This window comes from Paraburkholderia sp. (assembly GCF_050742655.1).
GTDB lineage: Bacteria > Pseudomonadota > Gammaproteobacteria > Burkholderiales > Burkholderiaceae > Paraburkholderia.
In genome coordinates, this window is sequence record NZ_JBOIGG010000015.1 from 107,900 (window position 1) to 128,492 (window position 20,593).

The 20,593-nt window shown below is 65.4% G+C and carries 23 protein-coding genes; 15 read left to right on the top strand and 8 right to left on the bottom strand.

Features of this window, described 5'->3' with window-relative positions; all coding sequences use genetic code 11:
• Positions 1 to 129: 129 nt before the first annotated feature.
• The 8 genes from ACREXZ_RS20970 (at position 130) to ACREXZ_RS21005 (ending at position 8,058) form a co-directional block, all read left to right on the top strand.
• Positions 130 to 573, top strand: coding sequence for a hypothetical protein (locus tag ACREXZ_RS20970; protein ID WP_431766108.1), 444 nt, complete (start codon positions 130 to 132; stop codon positions 571 to 573).
• A complete protein-coding gene (locus ACREXZ_RS20975; RefSeq protein ID WP_431766032.1) occupies positions 570 to 1,220 on the top strand; it encodes a hypothetical protein in 651 nt (216 codons plus the stop codon). Before ACREXZ_RS20970 ends, ACREXZ_RS20975 begins: the two co-directional genes overlap by 4 nt.
• A 30-nt stretch (positions 1,221 to 1,250) precedes the next feature.
• Complete coding sequence (locus tag ACREXZ_RS20980; protein WP_431766033.1) at positions 1,251 to 2,642, top strand: hypothetical protein; 1,392 nt, start codon at positions 1,251 to 1,253, stop codon at positions 2,640 to 2,642.
• 93 nt (positions 2,643 to 2,735) lie between these two features.
• A complete protein-coding gene (locus tag ACREXZ_RS20985) occupies positions 2,736 to 3,485 on the top strand; it encodes a C39 family peptidase (protein WP_431766034.1) in 750 nt (249 codons plus the stop codon).
• Between the two features lie 7 nt (positions 3,486 to 3,492).
• Positions 3,493 to 4,317, top strand: a complete 825-nt coding sequence (locus tag ACREXZ_RS20990; RefSeq protein ID WP_431766035.1) for a peptidase C39 — start codon at positions 3,493 to 3,495, stop codon at positions 4,315 to 4,317.
• A gap of 104 nt (positions 4,318 to 4,421) precedes the next feature.
• Positions 4,422 to 5,876 (top strand): hypothetical protein, encoded by a 1,455-nt coding sequence (locus tag ACREXZ_RS20995; protein WP_431766036.1) that lies wholly within the window; start codon positions 4,422 to 4,424, stop codon positions 5,874 to 5,876.
• Positions 5,877 to 6,023: 147 nt separating this feature from the next.
• Complete coding sequence (locus ACREXZ_RS21000; protein ID WP_431766109.1) at positions 6,024 to 7,472, top strand: sigma 54-interacting transcriptional regulator; 1,449 nt, start codon at positions 6,024 to 6,026, stop codon at positions 7,470 to 7,472.
• A gap of 85 nt (positions 7,473 to 7,557) precedes the next feature.
• On the top strand, positions 7,558 to 8,058 hold the full coding sequence (locus ACREXZ_RS21005) for a dihydrofolate reductase (protein ID WP_431766110.1): 501 nt from the start codon (positions 7,558 to 7,560) through the stop codon (positions 8,056 to 8,058).
• 101 nt (positions 8,059 to 8,159) lie between these two features.
• Here the strand turns inward: ACREXZ_RS21005 and pmbA are convergent, their stop codons facing one another.
• Positions 8,160 to 9,530, bottom strand: a complete 1,371-nt coding sequence (pmbA, locus tag ACREXZ_RS21010; protein WP_431766037.1) for a metalloprotease PmbA — start codon at positions 9,528 to 9,530, stop codon at positions 8,160 to 8,162.
• Positions 9,531 to 9,756: 226 nt separating this feature from the next.
• On the opposite strand from pmbA, the gene yjgA reads away from it, so the two are divergent.
• A complete protein-coding gene (gene yjgA / locus ACREXZ_RS21015) occupies positions 9,757 to 10,359 on the top strand; it encodes a ribosome biogenesis factor YjgA (RefSeq protein ID WP_431766038.1) in 603 nt (200 codons plus the stop codon).
• A complete protein-coding gene (mog, locus tag ACREXZ_RS21020) occupies positions 10,340 to 10,957 on the top strand; it encodes a molybdopterin adenylyltransferase (protein WP_431766111.1) in 618 nt (205 codons plus the stop codon). The genes yjgA and mog overlap by 20 nt, the downstream gene beginning before the upstream one ends.
• Before the next feature lie 21 nt (positions 10,958 to 10,978).
• Here mog and orn read toward each other — a convergent pair whose 3' ends face one another.
• The gene (orn, locus tag ACREXZ_RS21025) at positions 10,979 to 11,608 is read right to left on the bottom strand and encodes an oligoribonuclease (protein WP_431766039.1); all 630 of its coding nucleotides are present in this window, start codon (positions 11,606 to 11,608) and stop codon (positions 10,979 to 10,981) included.
• A 114-nt stretch (positions 11,609 to 11,722) separates the two neighbouring features.
• On the opposite strand from orn, the gene ACREXZ_RS21030 reads away from it, so the two are divergent.
• The 3 genes from ACREXZ_RS21030 to ACREXZ_RS21040 are packed head-to-tail and all read left to right on the top strand — an operon-like array spanning position 11,723 to position 14,274.
• On the top strand, positions 11,723 to 12,982 hold the full coding sequence (locus ACREXZ_RS21030) for a M48 family metallopeptidase (RefSeq protein ID WP_431766040.1): 1,260 nt from the start codon (positions 11,723 to 11,725) through the stop codon (positions 12,980 to 12,982).
• Positions 12,979 to 13,920, top strand: coding sequence for a ribosome small subunit-dependent GTPase A (rsgA, locus tag ACREXZ_RS21035; RefSeq protein ID WP_431766041.1), 942 nt, complete (start codon positions 12,979 to 12,981; stop codon positions 13,918 to 13,920). The genes ACREXZ_RS21030 and rsgA overlap by 4 nt, the downstream gene beginning before the upstream one ends.
• A gap of 33 nt (positions 13,921 to 13,953) precedes the next feature.
• A complete protein-coding gene (locus ACREXZ_RS21040; protein ID WP_431766112.1) occupies positions 13,954 to 14,274 on the top strand; it encodes a putative signal transducing protein in 321 nt (106 codons plus the stop codon).
• A 93-nt stretch (positions 14,275 to 14,367) separates the two neighbouring features.
• Here the strand turns inward: ACREXZ_RS21040 and ACREXZ_RS21045 are convergent, their stop codons facing one another.
• From ACREXZ_RS21045 to rpsP, 6 genes are all read right to left on the bottom strand, one after another.
• A complete protein-coding gene (locus tag ACREXZ_RS21045) occupies positions 14,368 to 15,306 on the bottom strand; it encodes a CobD/CbiB family protein (protein WP_431766042.1) in 939 nt (312 codons plus the stop codon).
• A gap of 126 nt (positions 15,307 to 15,432) precedes the next feature.
• Positions 15,433 to 16,113: a CoA pyrophosphatase gene (locus ACREXZ_RS21050; protein WP_431766043.1), complete on the bottom strand. Its 681-nt coding sequence runs from the start codon at positions 16,111 to 16,113 to the stop codon at positions 15,433 to 15,435.
• Positions 16,114 to 16,216: 103 nt separating this feature from the next.
• A complete protein-coding gene (rplS, locus tag ACREXZ_RS21055; protein WP_133647907.1) occupies positions 16,217 to 16,603 on the bottom strand; it encodes a 50S ribosomal protein L19 in 387 nt (128 codons plus the stop codon).
• Between the two features lie 155 nt (positions 16,604 to 16,758).
• On the bottom strand, positions 16,759 to 17,526 hold the full coding sequence (gene trmD / locus ACREXZ_RS21060) for a tRNA (guanosine(37)-N1)-methyltransferase TrmD (protein ID WP_431766044.1): 768 nt from the start codon (positions 17,524 to 17,526) through the stop codon (positions 16,759 to 16,761).
• 36 nt (positions 17,527 to 17,562) lie between these two features.
• Positions 17,563 to 18,273, bottom strand: coding sequence for a ribosome maturation factor RimM (rimM, locus tag ACREXZ_RS21065; protein ID WP_431766045.1), 711 nt, complete (start codon positions 18,271 to 18,273; stop codon positions 17,563 to 17,565).
• A 105-nt stretch (positions 18,274 to 18,378) separates the two neighbouring features.
• A complete protein-coding gene (gene rpsP / locus ACREXZ_RS21070; protein ID WP_006476550.1) occupies positions 18,379 to 18,633 on the bottom strand; it encodes a 30S ribosomal protein S16 in 255 nt (84 codons plus the stop codon).
• Between the two features lie 179 nt (positions 18,634 to 18,812).
• Between rpsP and ACREXZ_RS21075 the strand changes: the two genes are divergently transcribed.
• Positions 18,813 to 19,994 (top strand): PQQ-dependent sugar dehydrogenase, encoded by a 1,182-nt coding sequence (locus ACREXZ_RS21075; protein ID WP_431766046.1) that lies wholly within the window; start codon positions 18,813 to 18,815, stop codon positions 19,992 to 19,994.
• 125 nt (positions 19,995 to 20,119) lie between these two features.
• On the top strand, positions 20,120 to 20,587 hold the full coding sequence (locus ACREXZ_RS21080) for an NINE protein (RefSeq protein WP_431766047.1): 468 nt from the start codon (positions 20,120 to 20,122) through the stop codon (positions 20,585 to 20,587).
• Positions 20,588 to 20,593 lie beyond the last annotated feature (6 nt).

The window sequence follows — 20,593 nt, forward strand, 5'->3', positions numbered from 1 at the left end:
GAATGAAGCGGAAGCGGCCTGACCAGCCGCCCGCAACGGGAGGAGACCATGACAACCTGGACCCAGTCGTCACGCACGCGCGCATCGTTCGCAGCGTTGCGACCGACTCTGCGGCTGATCTTGCAGGCGATGCTCGGCATCGCGGCCGCAACCGGCGCAGGCGCCGCGTTCGCGCAGCAGGACGAGAATCCCGGCGACATCATCGTGCAGCGGGAAATCACCCCGCGCAGCGCATTCGATCAGGTTCCTGTCAATCAAGACCCGGTCGCGGTACGTGCCACCACCTTCCCCGCCACGACGTTCAACCCCGCGATCGCACAGGTCGTGTCCGACGCGGATCTGACGAGCGCACACGGCTCGAGCGGCCTCGCGCCGGCCGGTGCGATGGCGAACGGCATGCAGACCATCACGCGGATCCTGAGCGGCAACGCGACTGGCAGCAACGTCGCGCTCGGCGCGGGCGGCATGGGCCAGGCGGGCCCCGGAATCGGCGGCACGATCTCGCAATCGGTGACGGGCGCGCTCGCGCCGCTGTCCACCGCGTTGACCGGCGCACTCGGAGGTCTGAAATGAGCGCGCCCCGGATCGCCCGTTCCGCTACGCATCCGGTGCTGCGCGCACTCGTCTGCGCCAGCGGCGTCGCGTTCGTGTCGCTCGCGTCGTTCGGCGGCGTGGCGCACGCGCAGCGCATCCCGGTCATCAGCGGCGATGCATCGATCGGCGTCGGCGCGGGTGTCGGCACGACCGGCGCTATCACCGTGAACGAAGCGGCCGGCGTCGACAACGCGCAGGCCAACCAGTTGACGATCACCACCGGCGGCGCCGTCGCGAACGACAACGCCAGCTCGCAGGGCGCGTCGGTCGCCGCGAAGGTCGTCGGCGCGCGCGCCTCGATCGGCAGCAACGCATTTTCGAATTCGTCCGGAGCCCTGATGATCAATCAGGCTGCGGGCGCAGGGAATCTCCAGCGCAACAGTGTGCAGCTCGGCACTGCGGCGCCAGGAGTCGCGACCGTGTCGGATGGGGAGCTATCCGCGACGACCGCGAACAACGGCGGTTTGGGACCATCCATCGGGGTTCATCAGCAACGCGACGTGACTATTTCCAGCGACGCCTTCAAGAACGTCAACGGGATCGTCCAGATCAACCAGACAGCCGGTGCCGGTAATGCTACGGCCAACAGTTTTGTGCTCCGTCCCCCGGCGGGCACTCTTTTTTAACTGACCACACTCGTAAATCGGAGCGATATCATGAAGCGCACTCTCATTGCTGCAGCCGTACTCGCCGCCGCGTCAGGCAGCGCGTTTTCGGCCCCGCTGCACAACCCGTTCATCTTCAACGCGACGCTCGTCGGCGAAGCGGTCGGCATCGAAGGATGGGTCACGCTGTTCGGCTGCGTCAGCGTAGACAGCACCGCCGGCGCCGTCGTCAACAACACCCAGAACGTGTCGACTCACGCGTCGATCAGCCCGAACGCGCAGACCTACACGTCCGGCTATGTGACGACGACAATCAACAACAACTCGTCGTCGATCAAGGGCGGCGGCGTGGCCTTCGCGACCTCGACGACGAGCCACTCGTCGTCGTCCTGGGGCGCTCAGGGCTTCCAGGAATCGTCCGGCTATTCGTATGGCCATCAAAGCAGCTCGATCACCGGCGGCGGCTATCAATATAGCCAGCAAAGCGCCGGCATCGCGGGCGGCTTCCTCAGCACGAGCCACAACCAGGGCGGCCAGATCTCCGGGGCTGCAGCGATCGAGGGCACCTACGGCTATCTGTTCCTGAACACTCCGAACGCGGGTATCGGCGGGGTGGCCGCGCAAGGCGCTTTCGCGGCCGGCTACAACGAATCGAACTACAGCAACTCGGCAGTGCTCGGCGGCGGTTTCCAGGCCTCCGAAGGCTCAGGCCAGGGTTCGATCTGGGGCTTCCATGCTGCTCAGGGTTCGGGCGGCCAGGCATTCGCGGAACAGTCGTCCGGCTATCAGGCAGGGGCGACCACGACGACCAATAGCGCGTATGCGGCATGGGGCATCGATGCAAGCCTCGCGACGACCGATGTGACGACGACCGGCAAGGTCACGCAGCACATCAACACGCAGACGGCGGGCACCCTGACGGCGACCACCGGCGTGGGCGCGGCACAAAACGTGTCGGGCAACGTCGGCGTCAACATCGCGGAAGGTGTGGACAACGCGCAAAGCAACGAAGCCTCGCTCGCATCGGTCGATGCCGGCGACGTGTTCGGCAATGCACAGGTGTTCAACAACCAGAGCTCGAGCGGCATGGCGAAGATCAACAACTTCAACGTGAACGCGTCGCTGGGTGACAACTCGCTGCAGTCCGCGTCGGGCAACGTCGGCGTGAACATCGCGTCCGGCATCGGCAACGTGCAGAACAACAGCCTTGCCGCCTCGACGTCGACTGTGTCGAGCCATCACGCCGACGGCGCGATGGTCGCGACCGACGACAGCAGCCAGCAAGCCAACCTCAGCTTCATGGGTACGTTCGAAGGCACGGCTACGCTCGGCGCGGGTGCACTTAGCGGTGCGAAGGGCAACATCGGCGTGAACATCGCCGGTGGCGCAGGCAACGTGCAGCACAACGGTCTCGCGATCGCTTCGATGAACGTCAGCAAGTAACGCTGACTCACGAAGCATTAGCGATATCGCATCAAGGGGGATGCGCCGGCGGCAGCAACCGCCGCCGGCGCACACAGGCAGGGAGAGACCATCATGCCCGGTTCGAACCGGTCTTTAGCGTTGCGGTTTGCCTCAAGGCTTGCCGTCGCGCTGGCGGGCTGCAGCTTCGCTGCGGCGACTCACGCGCAGTCGACGATCGATACGTCGACACAAGCGCAGTCGACGATCGATACGTCGACGTTCGCAGGCGTACCGCTGACCAAGACCGTGCGCTCGATGCGCGACATCCGCTACAACCACATCGTCAGCCAGCAGTTCGACTACAGCTGCGGCGCCGCCGCACTCGCGACGCTGCTGAAGTACGGCTACGGAATCGATATTCCGGAAACCGAACTGATCCGCCGGATGATGGTGTTCTCGACACCGGAAGTCGTCGTGAAGAACGGTTTCTCGATGCTCGACATGAAGAAGTTCGTCGAGACGATCGGCCTGCGCGGCAGAGGGTTCCGGGTCAATCCGGAGGCGCTGTATCACCTGCAGATTCCCGTGATGGTTTTGATGAACATCGACGGCTACGAACACTTCGTGATCGTCAAGCATGCCGAGAACGGCCGCATCTTCATTGCGGACCCCGCGCTCGGCAACCGCATCGTGCTGGAAGAGGATTTTTCGGGAACCTGGAACGGTCTCGTGTTCGCCGTCCTCGGAAAGCCCTTCAGGGAGGATTCTCCGCTGCTGCAAAACAACGAGTCGCTGGCCTTGAAGTTGCGCGCGAATGCGCTCAACGGGACGCTCGCGATTCCCTTTGTCGAGTACGGCTTGATCAAGGCAGACCTGTTCTGACCCAACCATGAAGCGCCAGATCTCACAGCTCGGCTTCGCGTTATGCGCCACGACGTGCAGCCTGACGAGCGGTGCGTTCGCCGCGGAAAGCATCGGCCCGCCGCCGGTGCCCGAAGCTCTTTCGGTCCGCGACGCCGCGCCGCACACCATCCAGTGGCAAACCGTCGACGACGACGTCCTCGCGCATCAAACCGGCAAGGGCGTCGGTGGGGAGACGATCTCCGGATTCGTCCTGAACCTGCTGTCGCAGTGGCAGCTGCCCAACGGTGCGACCGCCATCGCACAGGGCACGCTCGGCGTCGTGCAGAACGCCGTCAACCAGTTGAGCGCGACGGTCAATACGCTCGCGAAGGTGGTCGACGGCAGCGGCAACAACGGTGCCAATCCGAATGCGGTCGCGACCGGCGGCCAGGGCATCTCGGTGAACGGCGTGTCGCAGGTCGCGCAGGTGGCCGGCAACAGCAACGCCGGCTTCAACGCCGCGCAGATCGACTTCGGCAACGTCCCGCCAGCCGGATTGCCGGGCGGCAACAACGCCGCCAGCGCCGACGCGTCGAACGCGGCCGGCACGATCAAGGCGGGCATCTCGTTCGGCAGCGGCGGCGTCACGGTCGCGCTGCAGACGCCCGCCGGCCTCGCCACGCAAACCATCATGCCAAGCAACGCGCAGCAGGCCGGCGCCATCGCCCAGTTGCTCCAGATCGCAGGCAATAACCAGCAGGTCGCCAACCAGCTGCAACTGCATCTGCAAACCCAGCAGATGTCGTCCGCGATGCTGCGGCAGACCGGCGTACTCCAAGCCCTGCAAAACGCAGCCATCGTGAGGAGATGAAGCGGGCCGCCACCCGCTCGGAAGCACAGGCAGTTTGCATCGAACGAGGCCGCGCGACACGTGAAAGAGACCAGCGTGACGCGGCCGGGACCGGGGGAACAAAAATGAACAACGTTACAGGGACCAGGGCACCGCGCATCAGGCTCGCGGCCATTCCGGCCGCCGCGCTGCTGTTCGCGCTGTCGCAGGGGGCGGCCGCGCAGGCGCTCGCCAATCAGTCGGTGGAAGACCGGCTCAATACGCTGATGCGCGTCGTCGACGAGCAGCAGCGACAGATCCATTCGCTCGAACAGCAGGTCACGAATCTCGAGATGGCGCAGCGCGGCCGCGGTACGCCCGGCTACGGCGCGCCTGCCGGCAGCGAAGCGGTCGCCGATCAGCCCGGCGCCGACGGATTGCCGATGCCGCTGCCGCCGCTCGCGCAGCTTGCGCAGGTGAATCCAGGCTCGCTTGCGCCCGGCGGCGCGACCGGCACCGCGACCGGCGTACCGGTCAACCCGCCCGCACCAGGCGGATCGAGCGTAGCAGCACCAGGCTCGAGCGGTCCCGCGAGCATGCCCGACGGCACCATCGGCCAGACGCAGAAAGCGGCCGAACCGGTGCGCACGCAGTCCGAGGAAGCCGTCGTGCAGCGCGAGCACGCACCGCTCTTCGACCACAAGCTGACGCTCGACTGGGGCATCAGCGACACCTACTACGATCGCCGCCAGTTGCAGCTGTCCGGGTTCCTCGCGCTCGACGCGATCTTCCTCGGCAACATCAACCTCGGCGAGACGAAGTCGCACCAGGTGATGGCCGATCTCGACACGCGCTACGGCATCACCGACCGCATCAGCATCGACGTCGACGTGCCGTACATCTACCGGCACAGCAACTTCATCGTCGGTGGCGCGGGCGGCGCCGCGAACACGCTGTCCGACGCGTCGCTGAATTCGAGCGCGCTCGGCGACGTCAACTTCGGACTCTACTACCAGTTCCTGAAGGAGACCGCCGGCGTGCCCGACGTGGTCGGCAGCCTGCGCATCAAGGCACCGACCGGCACGTCGCCGTTCGGCGACAAGGTCGTACAGGTGTCGCCCGACAACACGAATCTCGTCGCGCCGTCGAAGCTGCCGACCGGCACCGGCTTCTGGAACATCACGGCCGGCGTGTCGGTGCTGAAGACCTACGATCCGGTCGTGCTGTTCGGCAGCCTCTCGTACACGTACAACATCGCGCGCTCGTTCGCGGACATCTCGTCGGTCGTCGGGCAGACGCAGCCGGCGACCGTGAAGCTCGGCGACATCATCCAGTTCGGCGGCGGCGTCGCGCTGGCGTTCTCGGACAAGGACTCGGCGAGCATCTCGTACACGATGGCGCTCGAACCCGCATCGAAAACGAGGGAGCCCGGCGGCAGCTACCAGAAGGTACCCGGCAGCGAAACCACCGCGTCGGTGCTGAACTTCGGGCTCAACCACGTGGTGAACAAGCATCTGACGATCAACGGTGCGGTTTCCGTCGGCCTCACGCCCGACGCGCCGAACTTCGTTGTCGGCGTGCGTTTCCCGTACACCTTCTGATGCATCACCGACATGAGGCCGATCGTGCGCGATTCATCCCATCTGACCAGTGTGACGCCATTCGCGGGTGCGGGCGGGCATCTCACGCTCGCGAGTTCGCAGGACTTTCCCGCGCCGTGCCCCGACCCGAACGTGCAGCGTGTGGACATGCCGCAAACGCATGACGGCGACGCACATACGGCCGACGCCGCCCGCGCGCTGCTATACGTGACGCGCACGCCGGACTGCGCGCTCGTCGCGCATCTGAAGAGCCGAGGCTGGAGCGTGTCGGTCGCGCGCTCGCCGCACGAGATCGTGCGACTGCTGAGACCCGATGCGCCGTACGCCGGCATCGTCGATCTCGCGAGCTTGCCTGTGCGCGAACTGGCCACGTTCGAGTCGGCCCTGCAGCAGGAACAGGTCGGCTGGATCGCGCTCGCCACTGAGGAACGGCTCGCCGATCTCCAGGTGCGGCGTCTGATCCGCCAGTACTGCTTCGACTACGTGAAGATGCCGGTCGCGGACGCGACGATCGATTACCTCGTCGGTCACGCGTTCGGGATGGTCGCGCTCGGCGATCTCGACTTCATCGCGGGCATCGCGTCCGCCGGCGACGACGAGATGGTCGGCACCTGCGAAGCGATGCAGCAGCTGTTCCGCACGATCCGCAAGGTCGCGAACACCGACGCGAGCGTGTTCATCTCCGGCGAATCGGGCACCGGCAAGGAACTCACCGCGCTCGCGATCCACGAGCGCTCGCCGCGCCGCAAGGCACCGTTCGTCGCGATCAACTGCGGTGCGATTCCGCACCACCTGCTGCAGTCGGAGCTGTTTGGCTATGAGCGCGGCGCGTTCACCGGCGCGAACCAGCGCAAGATCGGCCGGGTCGAAGCGGCTGCCGGCGGCACGCTGCTGCTCGACGAAATCGGCGACCTGCCGCTCGAAAGCCAGGCGAGCCTGCTGCGCTTTTTGCAGGAGGGCAAGATCGAACGGCTTGGCGGACGCGAGTCGATCGCCGTCGACGTGCGGATCATTTCGGCGACCCATATCGATCTCGAAGGCGCGATACGCGAAGGCCGGTTCCGCACCGACCTGTTCCACCGGCTGTGCGTGCTGCGCATCGACGAACCGCCGCTGCGTGCGCGCGGCAAGGACATCGAGATTCTCGCGCACCATATCCTGCATCGCTTCAAGACCGACAGCGCGCGCAAGATCCGCGGCTTCACACCGTCGGCGATCGAGGCGATGCACAACTACAACTGGCCGGGCAACGTGCGCGAGCTGATCAATCTCGTCCGGCGCGCGATCGTGATGGCGGAGAACAAGCTGATTTCCGCCGAAGACCTCGACCTCGCGCACTTCACCGCGCAGCAGACGATGACGCTCGCGCAGGCGCGCGAAGCCGCCGAGAAACGCGCGATCGAAATCGCGCTGCTGCGGCACCGGCATCGGCTGAACGAAGCGGCCACGGACCTCGGCATTTCGCGTGTGACGCTGTACCGGCTGATGGGCTCGCACGGTCTGCGCGCAGTGACCGAGCAGGACGACCGGCTTCCGCCCGATCATCAGGGCGAACCGCCCGACAGCCCGGACGTGTCCGACGTGTCCGGCGCTTAGGACGCGCGTCACGGCCAAGAGCGACGCGGCCAGGCGCAGGAGAGCCGTCGGGTACAATCGCCCGATGACTACTCCTGCTCTTTCGATGACGACGCTCACGCTGATCGTCGCGCGTGCGCGCAACGGCGTGATCGGCCGCGACAACCAGTTGCCGTGGCGGCTGCCCGAGGATCTCGCATTCTTCAAGCGCACGACGATGGGCGCGCCGCTCATCATGGGCCGCAAGACGCACGAGTCGATCGGCCGGCCGCTGCCGGGCCGGCGCAACATCGTCGTCACGCGCAACGGCAAGCGCCGCTTCCAGGGCTGCGATACCGCGACGAGCCTCGACGACGCACTCGCGCTCGCTGCGACCGACCATGCGCCGGTGGCGTTCCTGATCGGCGGCGCGGAGCTCTACGGCGAAGGGTTGCAGTACGCGGACAAGCTGATCGTCACCGAGATTTCCGCCGACTTCGACGGCGACGCGACGTTTCCCGCGCCGGACCCGCAGGACTGGGAAGAAACGGCCCGCGACACGCACCGCGCGCACGCACCCAACGATTTCGACTACGCGTTCGTCACGTACCGACGCAAGGTGCGCTGACGGGCGGCTGTCCTCTGCACCCCGTTTCGTCGCGCCATTGAAAAACGCCGCGAGCCCTGGGTACTCCCAGGTCTCGCGGCGTTTTTTATCTTGCCAGGGCTTTACTGCCCGGCGATCGTCATCCGTTCGATCAACACCGAGCCGATCTGCTTGGTGCCGCGCACGAGCGTGTCCGCACCGATCGCGACGATGTGATGGAACATCTCCTGCAGCGTGCTCGCCACCGTGATTTCCTCGACCGGGTACTGGATCTTGCCGTTCTCGACCCAGAAGCCCGACGCGCCGCGAGAATAGTCGCCCGTCACGTAGTTGACGCCCTGCCCCATCAGTTCGGTCAGCAGCAGGCCGGTGCCGAGCTTCTTCAGCATCGCTTCGAAATCGTCTTCCGGACGCGTGTTCGAGCTGCGCATCGACAGATTGTGCGAGCCGCCGGCGTTGCCTGTGGTCTGCATGCCAAGCTTGCGCGCCGAATACGTAGACAGGAAGTAACCCTCGACGACGCCGTCCTTCACGACCGAACGGTGCTTCGTGCGCACGCCTTCTTCGTCGAACGGCGCGCTACCCATCGCGCGCGCGACGTGTGGGTCTTCGACGATCTGCACGTGCGGCGCGAACACCGGCTTGCCGAGGCTATCGACGAGGAACGACGTCTTGCGATACAGCGCGCCACCGCTTGTTGCCTGCACGAACGCGCCGAGCAGGCCGGCCGCGAGCGGCGCCTCGAACAGCACCGGCACCTTGCGCGTGTCGAGCCCGCGTGCGCCGATGCGCGCGAGCGCGCGCTGCGCGGCGTAGCGGCCGATCGCTTCCGGCGCCGCGAGTTCGGGCGCGCTGCGCTTCGACGTGTACCAGTCGTCGCGCTGCATGTTGCGGCCGCTGCCGGCGATCGGCGCGCAGGCCACGTAGTGGCGCGAATACGGATAGCCGGACAGGAAGCCGCGCGACGTCGCGAGCACGAACTGCGAGTGCTGCGCGGAGACGCTCGCGCCTTCCGAGTTGCGGATCTGCGGGTCGGTGGCGAACGCGGCGTCTTCGGCGCGGCGGGCAATCTCGACCGCTTCGTCGGCGGAGAGATTCCACGGGTGATACAGGTCGAGGTCGCGCGGCGCGGTTTCGAGCAACTCCGCTTCGGCGAGGCCGGCGCAATCGTCCTCGGCCGTGAAGCGCGCGATGTTGTACGCGGCGGCGACCGTGTCCTTCAGCGCCGACGACGAGAAGTCCGACGTGCTCGCGTTGCCGCGCTTGTTACCGATGAAAACCGTGACGCCGACCATCTTGTCGCGGTTGTGCTCGATCGTTTCGACCTCGCCCCGCCGCACCGAGACGGACAGGCCGTCGCCTTCGGAAATTTCCGTCGCCGCGTCGCTCGCACCGATCGACTTCGCGTGGCGGAGGATGTCCGAGGCGATTTCCTTGAGTTGGTCCTGCGTATGCGGGAAGAAACGCTGTTTGACGTCCGTGTCTGCTGCCATTGTCTATGCCGTCCTGGATTGCCATTCGGTGAGGGGCTGGCGCTGGCCGGCCCGTCGGGAAGTCGGTCCGCAGGTGCCGCCCGTCAGGTCCGATGAGTCCGACAGACCGGGGCCGCGCTGCGCATCCCGCGATCATAGCAAGGTCCGCGCGCACGCACCTGCGATTCGTTCGGCCGCGAACGCGAGCGCCACCGGCCGACGGGACGCGGCACGCTACAATATCGGTATGACACGCAAAACCCGCATTCAACCGATGGAAACAGCCGTCGAAGTCGACGAAAACGGCTACGACCGTCCCAGCAAATCCCAGCTGAAGCGCGACATGCTCGCGCTTCAGGTACTGGGCGTCGCGCTCGTCGCGCTGCCGAAAGACGCGCTCAAACGCATGCCGATGCCCGACAAGCTCGACGACGCGGTCCGCGAAGCGCGCCGCATTACGGATCACGAAGGCAAGCGTCGCCAGATCCAGTACATCGGCCGCGTGATGCGCACACTGACTGACGACGAAACGGCCGCGCTGCGCACCGCGCTCGATTCGTACAACGGCATCAACAAGGCCGAAACGGCGCGCCTGCACTGGATCGAGCGCACCCGCGAACGGCTGCTCGCCGACGACGCGGTGCTCACCGAATTCGTCCGTAACCATCCCGCCGCCGATCCGCAGGAAGGTCGCACGCTGATCCGCAATGCGCGCAAGGAAGCGGAACAGGGCCGTCCGCCGCGCTATTTCCGCGAGCTGTTCCAGTGGGTCAAGACCGCGAGCGACACCGGCGACGACGATGACCACGCCCCCGAACCAGAAGACGACGATGACGACGAGCACGCCTGACGCCGGCACACTGACCGTCGGCCTCGTGTCGATCAGCGACCGGGCGAGCAGCGGTGTCTACGAGGACAAGGGCATTCCGGCGCTGCAGGAGTGGCTCGCCGTCGCCCTCACGTCGCCGTGGCGCGCCGAAACACGATTGATCTCGGACGACGCACCGACCATCTCCGCGACGCTGATCGAGCTCGTGGATAGCGCGGGCTGCGATCTCGTGCTGACCACAGGCGGCACCGGCCCGTCGCGCCGCGACGTAACGCCGGAAGCGACGCTCGCCGTGGGTACGAAGGAGATGCCGGGCTTCGGCGAGCAGATGCGGCAGATCAGCCTGCATTTCGTCCCGACCGCGATCCTGTCGCGGCAGGTCGCGGTGATCCGCGAAACGCCGGGGCGCGCTGCGCTGATCGTCAATCTGCCGGGCCAGCCGAAGTCGATCCGCGAGACCCTCGAGGGCCTGCGCGACGACAGCGGCGCCGTGAAGGTGCCGGGCATCTTCGCGGCGGTGCCCTATTGCATCGATCTGATCGGCGGGCCGTATATCGAAACGAACGACAGCGTGGTCGCGGCGTTCCGCCCGAAAAGCGCGCAGCGGCCGTCGCGTTGACGGCGCGTTTGCCGCTTACCGTTACGCTGCGGGCGGCTCCGCAACCGGCGCGCTCGCGGCCGGCACGAGGAAATGCTCGCGGTAATAGCGCAGTTCGTCGATCGATTCGTGGATGTCGGCGAGCGCGGTATGCATCGCGCGCTTCTGGAAGCCCTTGTAGGTGGCCGGCTGCCAGCGGCGGCACAGTTCCTTCAGCGTGCTGACGTCGAGGTTGCGGTAGTGAAAGAAGCGTTCGAGATCCGGCATCCAGCGGGCCATGAAGCGGCGGTCCTGGCAGATCGAGTTGCCGCACATCGGCGATTTGCCCGGCGGCACGTAGTTGCCGAGAAACGCGCGGATCTGCTCGGTGGCTTCGGCCTCCGTCACCGTCGAGGCGCGCACCCGGTCGATCAGACCCGAGCGGCCATGGGTGTTCTGGTTCCACTGATCCATTTTGTCGAGCGCTTCGTCGCTCTGGTGGATCGCGAGCACCGGCCCTTCGACGAGCCGGTCAAGATTCGAATTCGTGACGACGACGGCGATCTCGATGATGCGGTCGGTGTCGGGTTCGAGCCCCGTCATTTCCATGTCGAGCCAGACGAGGTTCATGTCGTTGCGCACGAGCGTGGGCGCGCCGGCTGGATCGATGGGATGCGCGAGGGTGTCAGTCATGAGAGGCAACCTTGGTTGGCCGCGGCGAAGCGTACTCGCAACCGGCCCGTACGCTCCCGCCCGGCTGGCGGGAAGAAACATATAATTCTCGCATAGTTACCACGGATTCCCCGGATGCCTACCCTGTACTTCACCATCCTGTTTGCCGTCGCCGTGCTGGCGATGGTCTGCACCCGACTCTGGCTCGCCTCGCGGCAGATCCGCTTCGTCGCGGCCCATCGCGACCAGGTGCCCGTGCAGTTCGCCACCACCATCGCGCTCACCGCGCACCAGCGCGCCGCCGACTACACGGTCCAGCGCACGCGGCTCGCGATGTTCGAGATCGTCGCGAGCGCGGCCGTGCTGATCGCGCTGACGCTGCTCGGCGGCATCGAGGCGCTCGACCTGTCGCTGGGCAGCTGGCTTGGCCGCGGCTACATCGGCCAGATCGCGCTGGTCGCGGTCGTGCTCGCGCTCACCGGCATCGTCGATCTGCCGTTCGACTACTACCGGCAGTTCGTCATCGAAGAGCGCTTCGGCTTCAACCGGATGGGCAAAGGCATTTTCTTCGCGGACCGCATCAAGGGCGTGCTGATCGGCGCCGCGTTCGGGCTGCCGCTGCTGTTCGTCGTGCTGTGGCTGATGAACCAGGCGGGCAACCTGTGGTGGCTGTGGACGTGGGTCGTGTGGGTCGCGTTCCAGATGCTCGTGCTGGTGCTCTACCCGACCTTCATCGCGCCGCTCTTCAACAAGTTCGAACCGCTGAAGGACGAAGCGCTGCGCTCGCGCATCGAAGCGCTGATGAAGCGCTGCGGCTTCGCGGCCAAGGGCCTGTTCGTGATGGACGGCAGCCGCCGCTCCGCGCACGGCAACGCGTATTTCACGGGCTTCGGCGCGGCGAAGCGGATCGTCTTCTTCGATACGCTGCTCGCGCGTCTGTCGGGCAGCGAGATCGAAGCCGTGCTCGCGCACGAACTCGGCCACTTCAAGCGTCGTCACGTGATCAAGCGGATGGTCGTCCTGTTCGCGATCAGCCTCGTGATGCTCGCACTGCTCGGCTGGCTGTCGCAGCACACGTGGTTCTACGAAGGGCTCGGCGTGCGGCCATCGCTGACCAGCGCCGACAATGCGCTCGCGCTCGTGCTGTTCTTCCTCGCCGTGCCGGTGTTCCTGTTCTTCGTGACGCCGCTCGGCAGCCTGAGTTCGCGCAAGCATGAATTCGAGGCGGACGCGTTCGCGGCAACGCAAACGGATGCGAAGGATCTCGTCAACGCGCTCGTCAAGCTGTACGAGGACAACGCATCGACGCTCACCCCCGACCCGCTTTACACGGCGTTCTACTACTCGCATCCGCCGGCGTCGCAGCGCATCGACCGCCTGCTGCGGCACGCATGACGGGCCGCGCACCGAAGGCGGCACGCAAGGCTTCCAGCTCCAGTGCAGGCATCCACGGGATCGTGGTCGCCGCGCATGGTCGCCACTACCTCGTCGCCCCCGAAGGCGGCGGCGCCCCGCTGCAGTGCTTCCCGCGCGGCAAACGCAGCGAGGTGGCAGTCGGCGATCGCGTCGTGTACGAACCGACATCGGCGGACCAGGGTGTGATCGTCGAGATCGCCGAGCGGCGCAATCTGCTCTACCGGTCGGATCAATACAAGTCGAAGCTCTTCGCGGCCAATCTGGATCAACTGCTGATCGTGCTCGCCACCGAGCCACACTTCAGCCAGGACCTGCTCGGCCGCGCGCTTGTCGCAGCGGAGGCGAACGAACTCAAGCCACTGATCGTCCTCAACAAGATCGACGTGGAAGCGGAGCTGGCCGGCGCGCGCATGCGTCTCGAACGGTATCGCGCGCTCGGCTATCCGGTGCTCGAGGTGTCGATCAAGGCGCAGCCCGACGCGGCGCTCGAGATCCTCGCTGAGCATCTGCACGATCACGCGACGCTGCTGCTCGGACAGTCGGGGATGGGCAAGTCGACGCTCGTGAACCTGCTGATCCCGGATGCCGAAGTCGCCACGCGCGAAATATCGACCGCGCTCAACAGCGGCCGCCACACGACCACGTTCACCCGGCTCTATCCGCTGCAGGACGGCGGCGCGCTGATCGACTCGCCGGGCTTCCAGGAGTTCGGGCTGCATCATCTGACCGAAGGAACGCTCGAGCGCGCGTTCCCGGAGTTCAGGCCACTGCTGCCGCACTGCCGCTTCTACAATTGCCATCACTTGCAGGAGCCGGGCTGCGCGATTCTCGAAGCGGTCGCCGACGGCCGCATCGCGCGCGAACGGCACACGCTGTACGCGCAGCTTGTGCATGAAGCGAGTCAGATCGTCCGCTGAGGCGGTTTCCCCTTTTTACCCTGTTCCGTCATGCTGAAGCTGATGCGCGCACCGAACCTGCTGATCGGCCAGCACTGGATCAACGTGCTGGCGACCGCGGGCATCGCGTGCGAGTTGCACAACCGCTACCTGAACGGCGCGCTCGGCGAGATTCCGGCGGATCAATGCGCGCCGGAACTATGGCTCGTCGACGATCGCGATGAGGTACTCGCGCGACGGTTGATCGACACGGCATCGCACGGTCCCGCCGATGGCGCACCGGCCTGGCGCTGCGAAGGCTGCGGCGAAACGCTGGAGGCGCAGTTCACGGTGTGCTGGCAGTGCGGCACTGCGCGGAATCCGCTGCGCGACTGAAGCGGTGGGTCGGATCGCGCGAAGGGCGGCGTAAAAAAGATCGAGGCCGGACAAGCCGGCCTCGAATCGATCTTCATTCCGCGTAGCCCTTTGCTACGCCAGCCAAACTGCGATGGTCAACATCAGCAGCAGGATCATCCACAGGATCACCGCCCGCCATACGAGCCCGACCGCCGATTGCAGCGTGCGCGGCGTGCAGTCGTCGCCGACCGGCATCGGACCGCCGTCGCCGGTCGCGAGCGCATCGAGACTCGACGGCTCGGCGAGCGGACCGCTCAGCCGTGCGCCGAGCGCGCCGCTGCCCGCGGCGAGCAGCACGCCGTCGTTCGGATCGGGCCACTGGCGCGCGTGATTGCGCCACGCGTAAATCGCGTCTTCGAAATTGCCGACAATCGCGAAGCCGAGCGACGTCAACCGCGCCGGCACCCAGTCGATCACGAAGAACACGCGTTGCGCGAACGTCGAGAACGCCGCGGTACGATCGACCGCGGGCTCCGCCCACGTGCGCGCGAGGTACTCCGCGATCCGGTACAGCACCGCGCCGGCCGGCCCGATCGGCACAAGGAACCAGAAGAACACGCCGAACACGTGCCGGTGCGACGCGACGACTGCGTGAATCAACGTATGGCGAACGATCTCGCTGACCGGCATGTCGACGGTATCGATCCCGGTCCACTCGGCGAGAATTTCACGCGCGCGCGGCACGTCGTCGTTGTTCAGCGCGAGATGGATGTCGGTGAAGTAATGACTGAACTGCCGGAAGCCGAGTGTGAAGTAGACGATCACGACGTTCCACAGGAACGCCAGCACGAAGTTGATCCGGTACAGCACGTAGTAGATCAGACCGACGGCGAGCGTCCACGGCAGCACGACCACGAGCCACGCGAGAATGCCGTGCCTCGGTTTGCCGGCATCGAACCCGTGCGCCGCCGACTCCGCGTGATAGTGAAGCAGCGCCGACACCGGATTGTTCGGCGACAGCGCACGCACCTGTTCGATGATGAGAGCCAGCAATACGGAGAAAAAAGTCATGCGATGCGCCGTGCCATTCGAGTATTTGCAATTGTCTTGTAACGATAGCACAGGGTCGGATGCCGCTGAGCGGCGTACTTTTACTTTAGCAACCTGCGGCGCCTGGCCTCGCCGCATCGGCATCGATCATGCGGCGAGAAACCGATAGAAGTTGCGCAGCATGCCGGCCGTCGCGCCCCAGATGAAGTACGAGCCACCGCCCTCGGTGCGCGGATACGGCATCGCGAAAAAGCGGCGCTCGCCGCCCTCCCAGCGAAACACGCGTACCTCGTGATGCGAAGGGTCCATCAGGAAATCGAGCGGCACCTCGAATATCTCGGCCACCTCGAGTGTATCGGCCTCGACCGTGAACGGCGAATGAACGAGGCCGACCACCGGCGTCACGCGAAAACCGGTACCGGTCAGGTAGTCGGGCAACGCGCCGAGCACCTCGACGCGGGCCGGATCGAGACCAACCTCTTCGCGCGCTTCGCGCAGCGCCGTCGCGGTTGCATCGGTGTCGTGGGGTTCCTCGCGGCCGCCTGGAAAGCTCACTTGTCCGGCGTGGTCGTTCAGATGGTCGGCGCGCTGGGTCAGCAGCACCGTCAGACCGGTTTCGCGCACGACGAGCGGCACGAGCACCGCGGCGACCCGCGGATCGCCGACTTCGCGCCAGCGAACCTCGGCCGCCTCGGGAACCCACTGGAGCCGCTGTTCGAACCGCGCCCGCAGACCATCCGGCGTCAGACGCCCGGGCGCGACCGGCGGCAGATCGGTACCGGCAGACTCGACGGGGAGGGTTTCGGGTTCGAAGACAGGACGGGGCAAACGGGACTCTCGACGCAGGCAATATGGGATAAACGTATTTTGCCTCGCCAAAGAAAAAAGCACCCGGGACGGGTGCTTTTTCTTACAGCTTTTACTGCTGGATTTACTGCTGCGAAGCCGCGCGGTCTTTCGACACGAGCTTTTCCTTGATCCGGGCCGACTTGCCCGAACGGTCGCGCAGATAGTACAGCTTTGCACGACGCACATCGCCGCGGCGCTTCACGACGATGCTCGCCAGCAGCGGCGAGTACGTCTGGAAAGTCCGCTCGACGCCTTCGCCCGACGAAATCTTGCGGACGATGAACGACGAATTCAGGCCACGATTACGCTTCGCGATCACGACGCCTTCGTATGCCTGAACACGCTTGCGCGTACCTTCAACCACGTTCACGCTCACGATCACCGTATCGCCGGGGGCGAATTCGGGAATGGTCTTGCCTGCGAGCGCGCGCTCGATTTCTTCCTGCTCGAGTTTTGCAATCAGATTCATTACTGACTCCTGGTGCCATCTTGTCGGCGTTCGTACCTGCCTTGCGTAGAGTTTCCTGTTACGCGCGGCTACGGCCCCGATAGAGGATGGGTTTACATCTGGCGCCGTCCACGCATGAACGACACCGCCTGGTTCCCGCCCGGAACGTCAAGGCATCAAGCCTTGGACGCTTCCTTCGCGAGAGTAGTGAGCCACGCCTCGTCGGCACGGCTCAACATCTTGTTCTTTCTTGCCCGCTCGATCAGATCGGGCCGCTTGTGCAACGTGTTGCGCAGCGCTTCGCGGCGCCGCCACTGCATGATTTCCGCATGATGCCCGCCGATCAGCACGTCGGGCACCCGCACGCCGTCGTACTCTTCGGGCCGCGTGTAATGCGGACAGTCGAGCAGGCCATCGACGAAACTGTCCTGCACCGCCGACTGCGCATCGTTCAGCACCCCAGGCAGCTGGCGCACGATCGCGTCCATCATCGCCATCGCCGGCAACTCGCCGCCGGACAGCACGAAATCGCCGAGACTGATTTCCTCGTCGACACACCGGTCGATCAACCGCTGGTCGATCGCTTCATAGCGACCGCACAGCACGATCAAACCGGGTTCGGCGGCAAGCCGCATCACACCGTCGTGGTTCAGCGTCGTACCCTGCGGCGACATCATCACCACGCGCGATGCCGCGATACCCTGCTCGGCCTGGGCGGCTTTCGCCGCGTCGATCGCGTCTTCCAGCGGTTTTGCCAGCATCACCATGCCGGGGCCGCCGCCGTACGGACGATCGTCGATCGTACGGTAGTTGTCGGTAGTGAAATCGCGTGGATTCCACGTCCGCAATCCGTAGCGCGCTTGCTTCGCGGCGCGGCTCGTAATGCCCCAATCGGTCAGCGCACGAAACATTTCGGGGAAGAGCGTCACGACATCGAACTGCATCGCCCTCTCCGTTCAGCGAAACACCGGTCGACCGGTTCAGTAATCGGCTTCCCAGTCGACGGTGATCTGCTTCGTCGCCTGGTCCACAGTTTTGACGTACACACCGACGAATGGAATCAGACGTTCGCCGCTTGCCGGTTTGCCGTCCTTGTCGGTTGCCGGATATTCGACCCGCAGCACCGAATGGGCACCGTTGTCGATCATGCCGGCGACCTTGCCAAGCCCGACGCCGGTCAGATTCACGACATCGAGGCCAACCAGGTCGACCCAGTAAAACTCGTCAGCATCGAGCGCGGGAAACTCGCTGCGGCCGACGTAGACACGGCAGCCGCGCAGCGCGAGCGCCGCATCCCGATCGTCCAACCCGGCCAGTTGAGCAACGATGCTGTCGGAATGGATCTTCGCTTCACGCACCGAAGCGGACTTGCGCTCCGGATTCGCATCGCGTCCCTTCAGCAGCCACCAGCGGGTCGCGCTCAGCAGTGCGTCGCCACCGTGCCCGGCGTCCGCATGCGCGGCCACCTTGACCCAGCCCTTCAGGCCGTACGCATCGACGATCGCACCGACTTCGATCGCATCGGCCGGCCAGCTTTCCGGCGATTCGATACGCATCGACTGCCCAGCCGCCGAAGCTTTTTTCTGCTCGCCCGTTTTTACCGGCTTGCGGACGAACGCACCGAACGGCGCTTCGGTCGCCGACGCGCTTGCCCCAGTGCGGCCGGAGCCGTCGGAATCACGCGTTGACATGGACTACCCTCGAAGCACGACGGTGCGGTTTGTATCCACGCACCGGTTGACGCGGGTCGGCCGTCTGGCCTTCACCGCTACCGCCGATGCATATACCAGCCAGCATCAAGCGGCCGGTTGCGCCTTTTGCGCTTCCTTCACGAGACGCTGAACCGTCGGCGACAGTTGCGCGCCCACGCCTTGCCAGTACGTCAGGCGGTCTTGCGCGATACGCAGCGATTCGCCCTTCGTGGCGACCGGGTTGTAGAAACCAACGCGTTCGATGAAGCGGCCGTCACGGCGGTTACGCGAATCGGTTGCGACGATGTTGTAGAACGGGCGCTTCTTCGAGCCGCCACGAGCCAAGCGGATGATGACCATACTAGAATCCTTGAAAACCGGGGTTCGGAACCACTGAAACGCGAGATTATAGCCGGAAACCAAAGCCATAACAAACACTTACCGGGATAAACTGGGCTGGCGGGTCGCGTCGGCGATACAACCCGGCATCCGCTGGCGCCCGCGACCGCCGGCAATTGTCTGACCACGGAGGAGCGCACGTGAAAGCCGCATCATCTGACGCCTGCGCGCCGACGTCAGCTCCGGCCGGGCTCCCGCGATACGCACGCGGCCGCCTGGCACGGGTCGCGAAGTCGGTGGCGGCCTGGCTGGTCGCCTCGGCAGTCACGTCCGTGCACGCGGGGCTGCCGGTCGAACGGATTACGCTGCCGGCAGGCTTTCACATCGAAGTGCTGTCGGATAGCGTCCCGAGCGCACGCGAAATGTCGCTGTCGCCGAAAGGCATCCTGTACGTCGGCAGCTTCGACGGCCATGTCTACGCACTGACGCTCAAGGGCGGGCATGTCGCCGCCCGTTACGTGATCGCATCGGGTCTCGAAATGCCGGCCGGCGTCGCGTGGCATGACGGCGCGCTGTATGTATCTGCGATATCGAAGATCATTCGCTTCGACGCGATCGACGACCACCTGAGCAGTCCACCGAAGCCAGTCGTCGTCACCGACGACCTCCCCACCGACCGCCATCACGGCTGGAAATTCATCGCGTTCGGACCGGACGGCAAGCTATATGTCCCGCAAGGCGCGCCGTGCAATATCTGTCGCCCGGACCCGAACCGCTACGCGATGATCGGCCGGATGAACGCGGACGGCAGCCACTACGACACGATCGCGCGCGGCGTGCGCAATACCGTGGGCTTCGCGTGGCACCCGGTCACTCACGAGCTGTGGTTCACCGACAACGGCCGCGACCTGCTCGGCGACGACCGCCCCGACGACAAGCTCAACCGCGCAGCACGCGACGGCCTCGATTTCGGCTATCCCTATTGCCACGGCGGCGACACGCCTGACCCCGAATTCGGCGGCGAACGGCCATGCAGCGCGTTTGCACCGCCGGTCATAAAACTCGGCGCGCACGTGGCATCGCTTGGCATGCGGTTCTATGCGGCCGAGATGTTTCCCGCCGACTACCGCAACACCATCTTCATCGCCGAACACGGCTCGTGGAACCGCAGCAGGAAGAGCGGCTACCGCGTGGTGCGTGTGATCGCCGACGCGGACGGCAGTCATGCCCGGCAAGAGGTCTTCGCATCAGGCTGGCTGATGCCGGACGAAACCATCTGGGGCCGCCCCGCCGACGTGATGCCGTTGCCCGACGGTTCGCTGCTGATCAGCGACGATTACGCGGGTGCGATCTACCGCGTGACATACAGCGCACCGCACTGACACGCTCCCGGCAATCCGTGCGGCATCGGGTCACGTGACCGGGCCGACGCGCACGGCGTAGAATGCGCGTCGGCCTGCGCCCGCTCGCGCCGTTCCTTTCCGCAGTCTGTCCTGCCCGTCGCCCCATGCCCACCGTCACCACGACCTCCCCCCGCTTCCGCTCGAAAACGATCACCGCCGCGCTCGCGTTCTTTTTCGGCACGATCGGCGCACACCGGTTCTATCTGTATGGCCTGCGCGATATCTACGGCTGGGCTCACGTGATCGGCACGCTGATCGGCATTCCCGGCTTCCTGCTGCTGGCCGCCACCGAACGTGCGTCGACGCTCGGCTGGTGCCTCGTCATTCCTGGCGCCGTGTCGCTGCTGGCCGCGTTTCTCGCCGCGATGGCCTATGGATTGCGGCCCGATGAAAAGTGGGACGCGCAGTTCAATGCGAACACCGGACGGCATAGCCGCTCCGGCTGGGCAGTGATCTTCGTCGTGATCTTTTCGCTGCTGATCGGCGCGTTCCTGCTGATGACGGGACTGGCGGTGTCGTTCCAGACGTATTTTGAATCGCAGGTCGAAGCGGCCAAGTCGATCTCGCAGTGACGACGT

Coding starts and splice junctions, on each gene's coding strand:
- ACREXZ_RS20970 (WP_431766108.1), top strand. CDS start 130: ATGCTCGGCATCGCGGCCGCAACCGGCGCAGGCGCCGCGTTCGCGCAG.
- ACREXZ_RS20975 (WP_431766032.1), top strand. CDS start 570: ATGAGCGCGCCCCGGATCGCCCGTTCCGCTACGCATCCGGTGCTGCGC.
- ACREXZ_RS20980 (WP_431766033.1), top strand. CDS start 1,251: ATGAAGCGCACTCTCATTGCTGCAGCCGTACTCGCCGCCGCGTCAGGC.
- ACREXZ_RS20985 (WP_431766034.1), top strand. CDS start 2,736: ATGCCCGGTTCGAACCGGTCTTTAGCGTTGCGGTTTGCCTCAAGGCTT.
- ACREXZ_RS20990 (WP_431766035.1), top strand. CDS start 3,493: ATGAAGCGCCAGATCTCACAGCTCGGCTTCGCGTTATGCGCCACGACG.
- ACREXZ_RS20995 (WP_431766036.1), top strand. CDS start 4,422: ATGAACAACGTTACAGGGACCAGGGCACCGCGCATCAGGCTCGCGGCC.
- ACREXZ_RS21000 (WP_431766109.1), top strand. CDS start 6,024: ATGCCGCAAACGCATGACGGCGACGCACATACGGCCGACGCCGCCCGC.
- ACREXZ_RS21005 (WP_431766110.1), top strand. CDS start 7,558: ATGACGACGCTCACGCTGATCGTCGCGCGTGCGCGCAACGGCGTGATC.
- pmbA (WP_431766037.1), bottom strand. CDS start 9,530: ATGGCAGCAGACACGGACGTCAAACAGCGTTTCTTCCCGCATACGCAG.
- yjgA (WP_431766038.1), top strand. CDS start 9,757: ATGACACGCAAAACCCGCATTCAACCGATGGAAACAGCCGTCGAAGTC.
- mog (WP_431766111.1), top strand. CDS start 10,340: ATGACGACGAGCACGCCTGACGCCGGCACACTGACCGTCGGCCTCGTG.
- orn (WP_431766039.1), bottom strand. CDS start 11,608: ATGACTGACACCCTCGCGCATCCCATCGATCCAGCCGGCGCGCCCACG.
- ACREXZ_RS21030 (WP_431766040.1), top strand. CDS start 11,723: ATGCCTACCCTGTACTTCACCATCCTGTTTGCCGTCGCCGTGCTGGCG.
- rsgA (WP_431766041.1), top strand. CDS start 12,979: ATGACGGGCCGCGCACCGAAGGCGGCACGCAAGGCTTCCAGCTCCAGT.
- ACREXZ_RS21045 (WP_431766042.1), bottom strand. CDS start 15,306: ATGACTTTTTTCTCCGTATTGCTGGCTCTCATCATCGAACAGGTGCGT.
- rplS (WP_133647907.1), bottom strand. CDS start 16,603: ATGAATCTGATTGCAAAACTCGAGCAGGAAGAAATCGAGCGCGCGCTC.
- trmD (WP_431766044.1), bottom strand. CDS start 17,526: ATGCAGTTCGATGTCGTGACGCTCTTCCCCGAAATGTTTCGTGCGCTG.
- rimM (WP_431766045.1), bottom strand. CDS start 18,273: ATGTCAACGCGTGATTCCGACGGCTCCGGCCGCACTGGGGCAAGCGCG.
- rpsP (WP_006476550.1), bottom strand. CDS start 18,633: ATGGTCATCATCCGCTTGGCTCGTGGCGGCTCGAAGAAGCGCCCGTTC.
- ACREXZ_RS21080 (WP_431766047.1), top strand. CDS start 20,120: ATGCCCACCGTCACCACGACCTCCCCCCGCTTCCGCTCGAAAACGATC.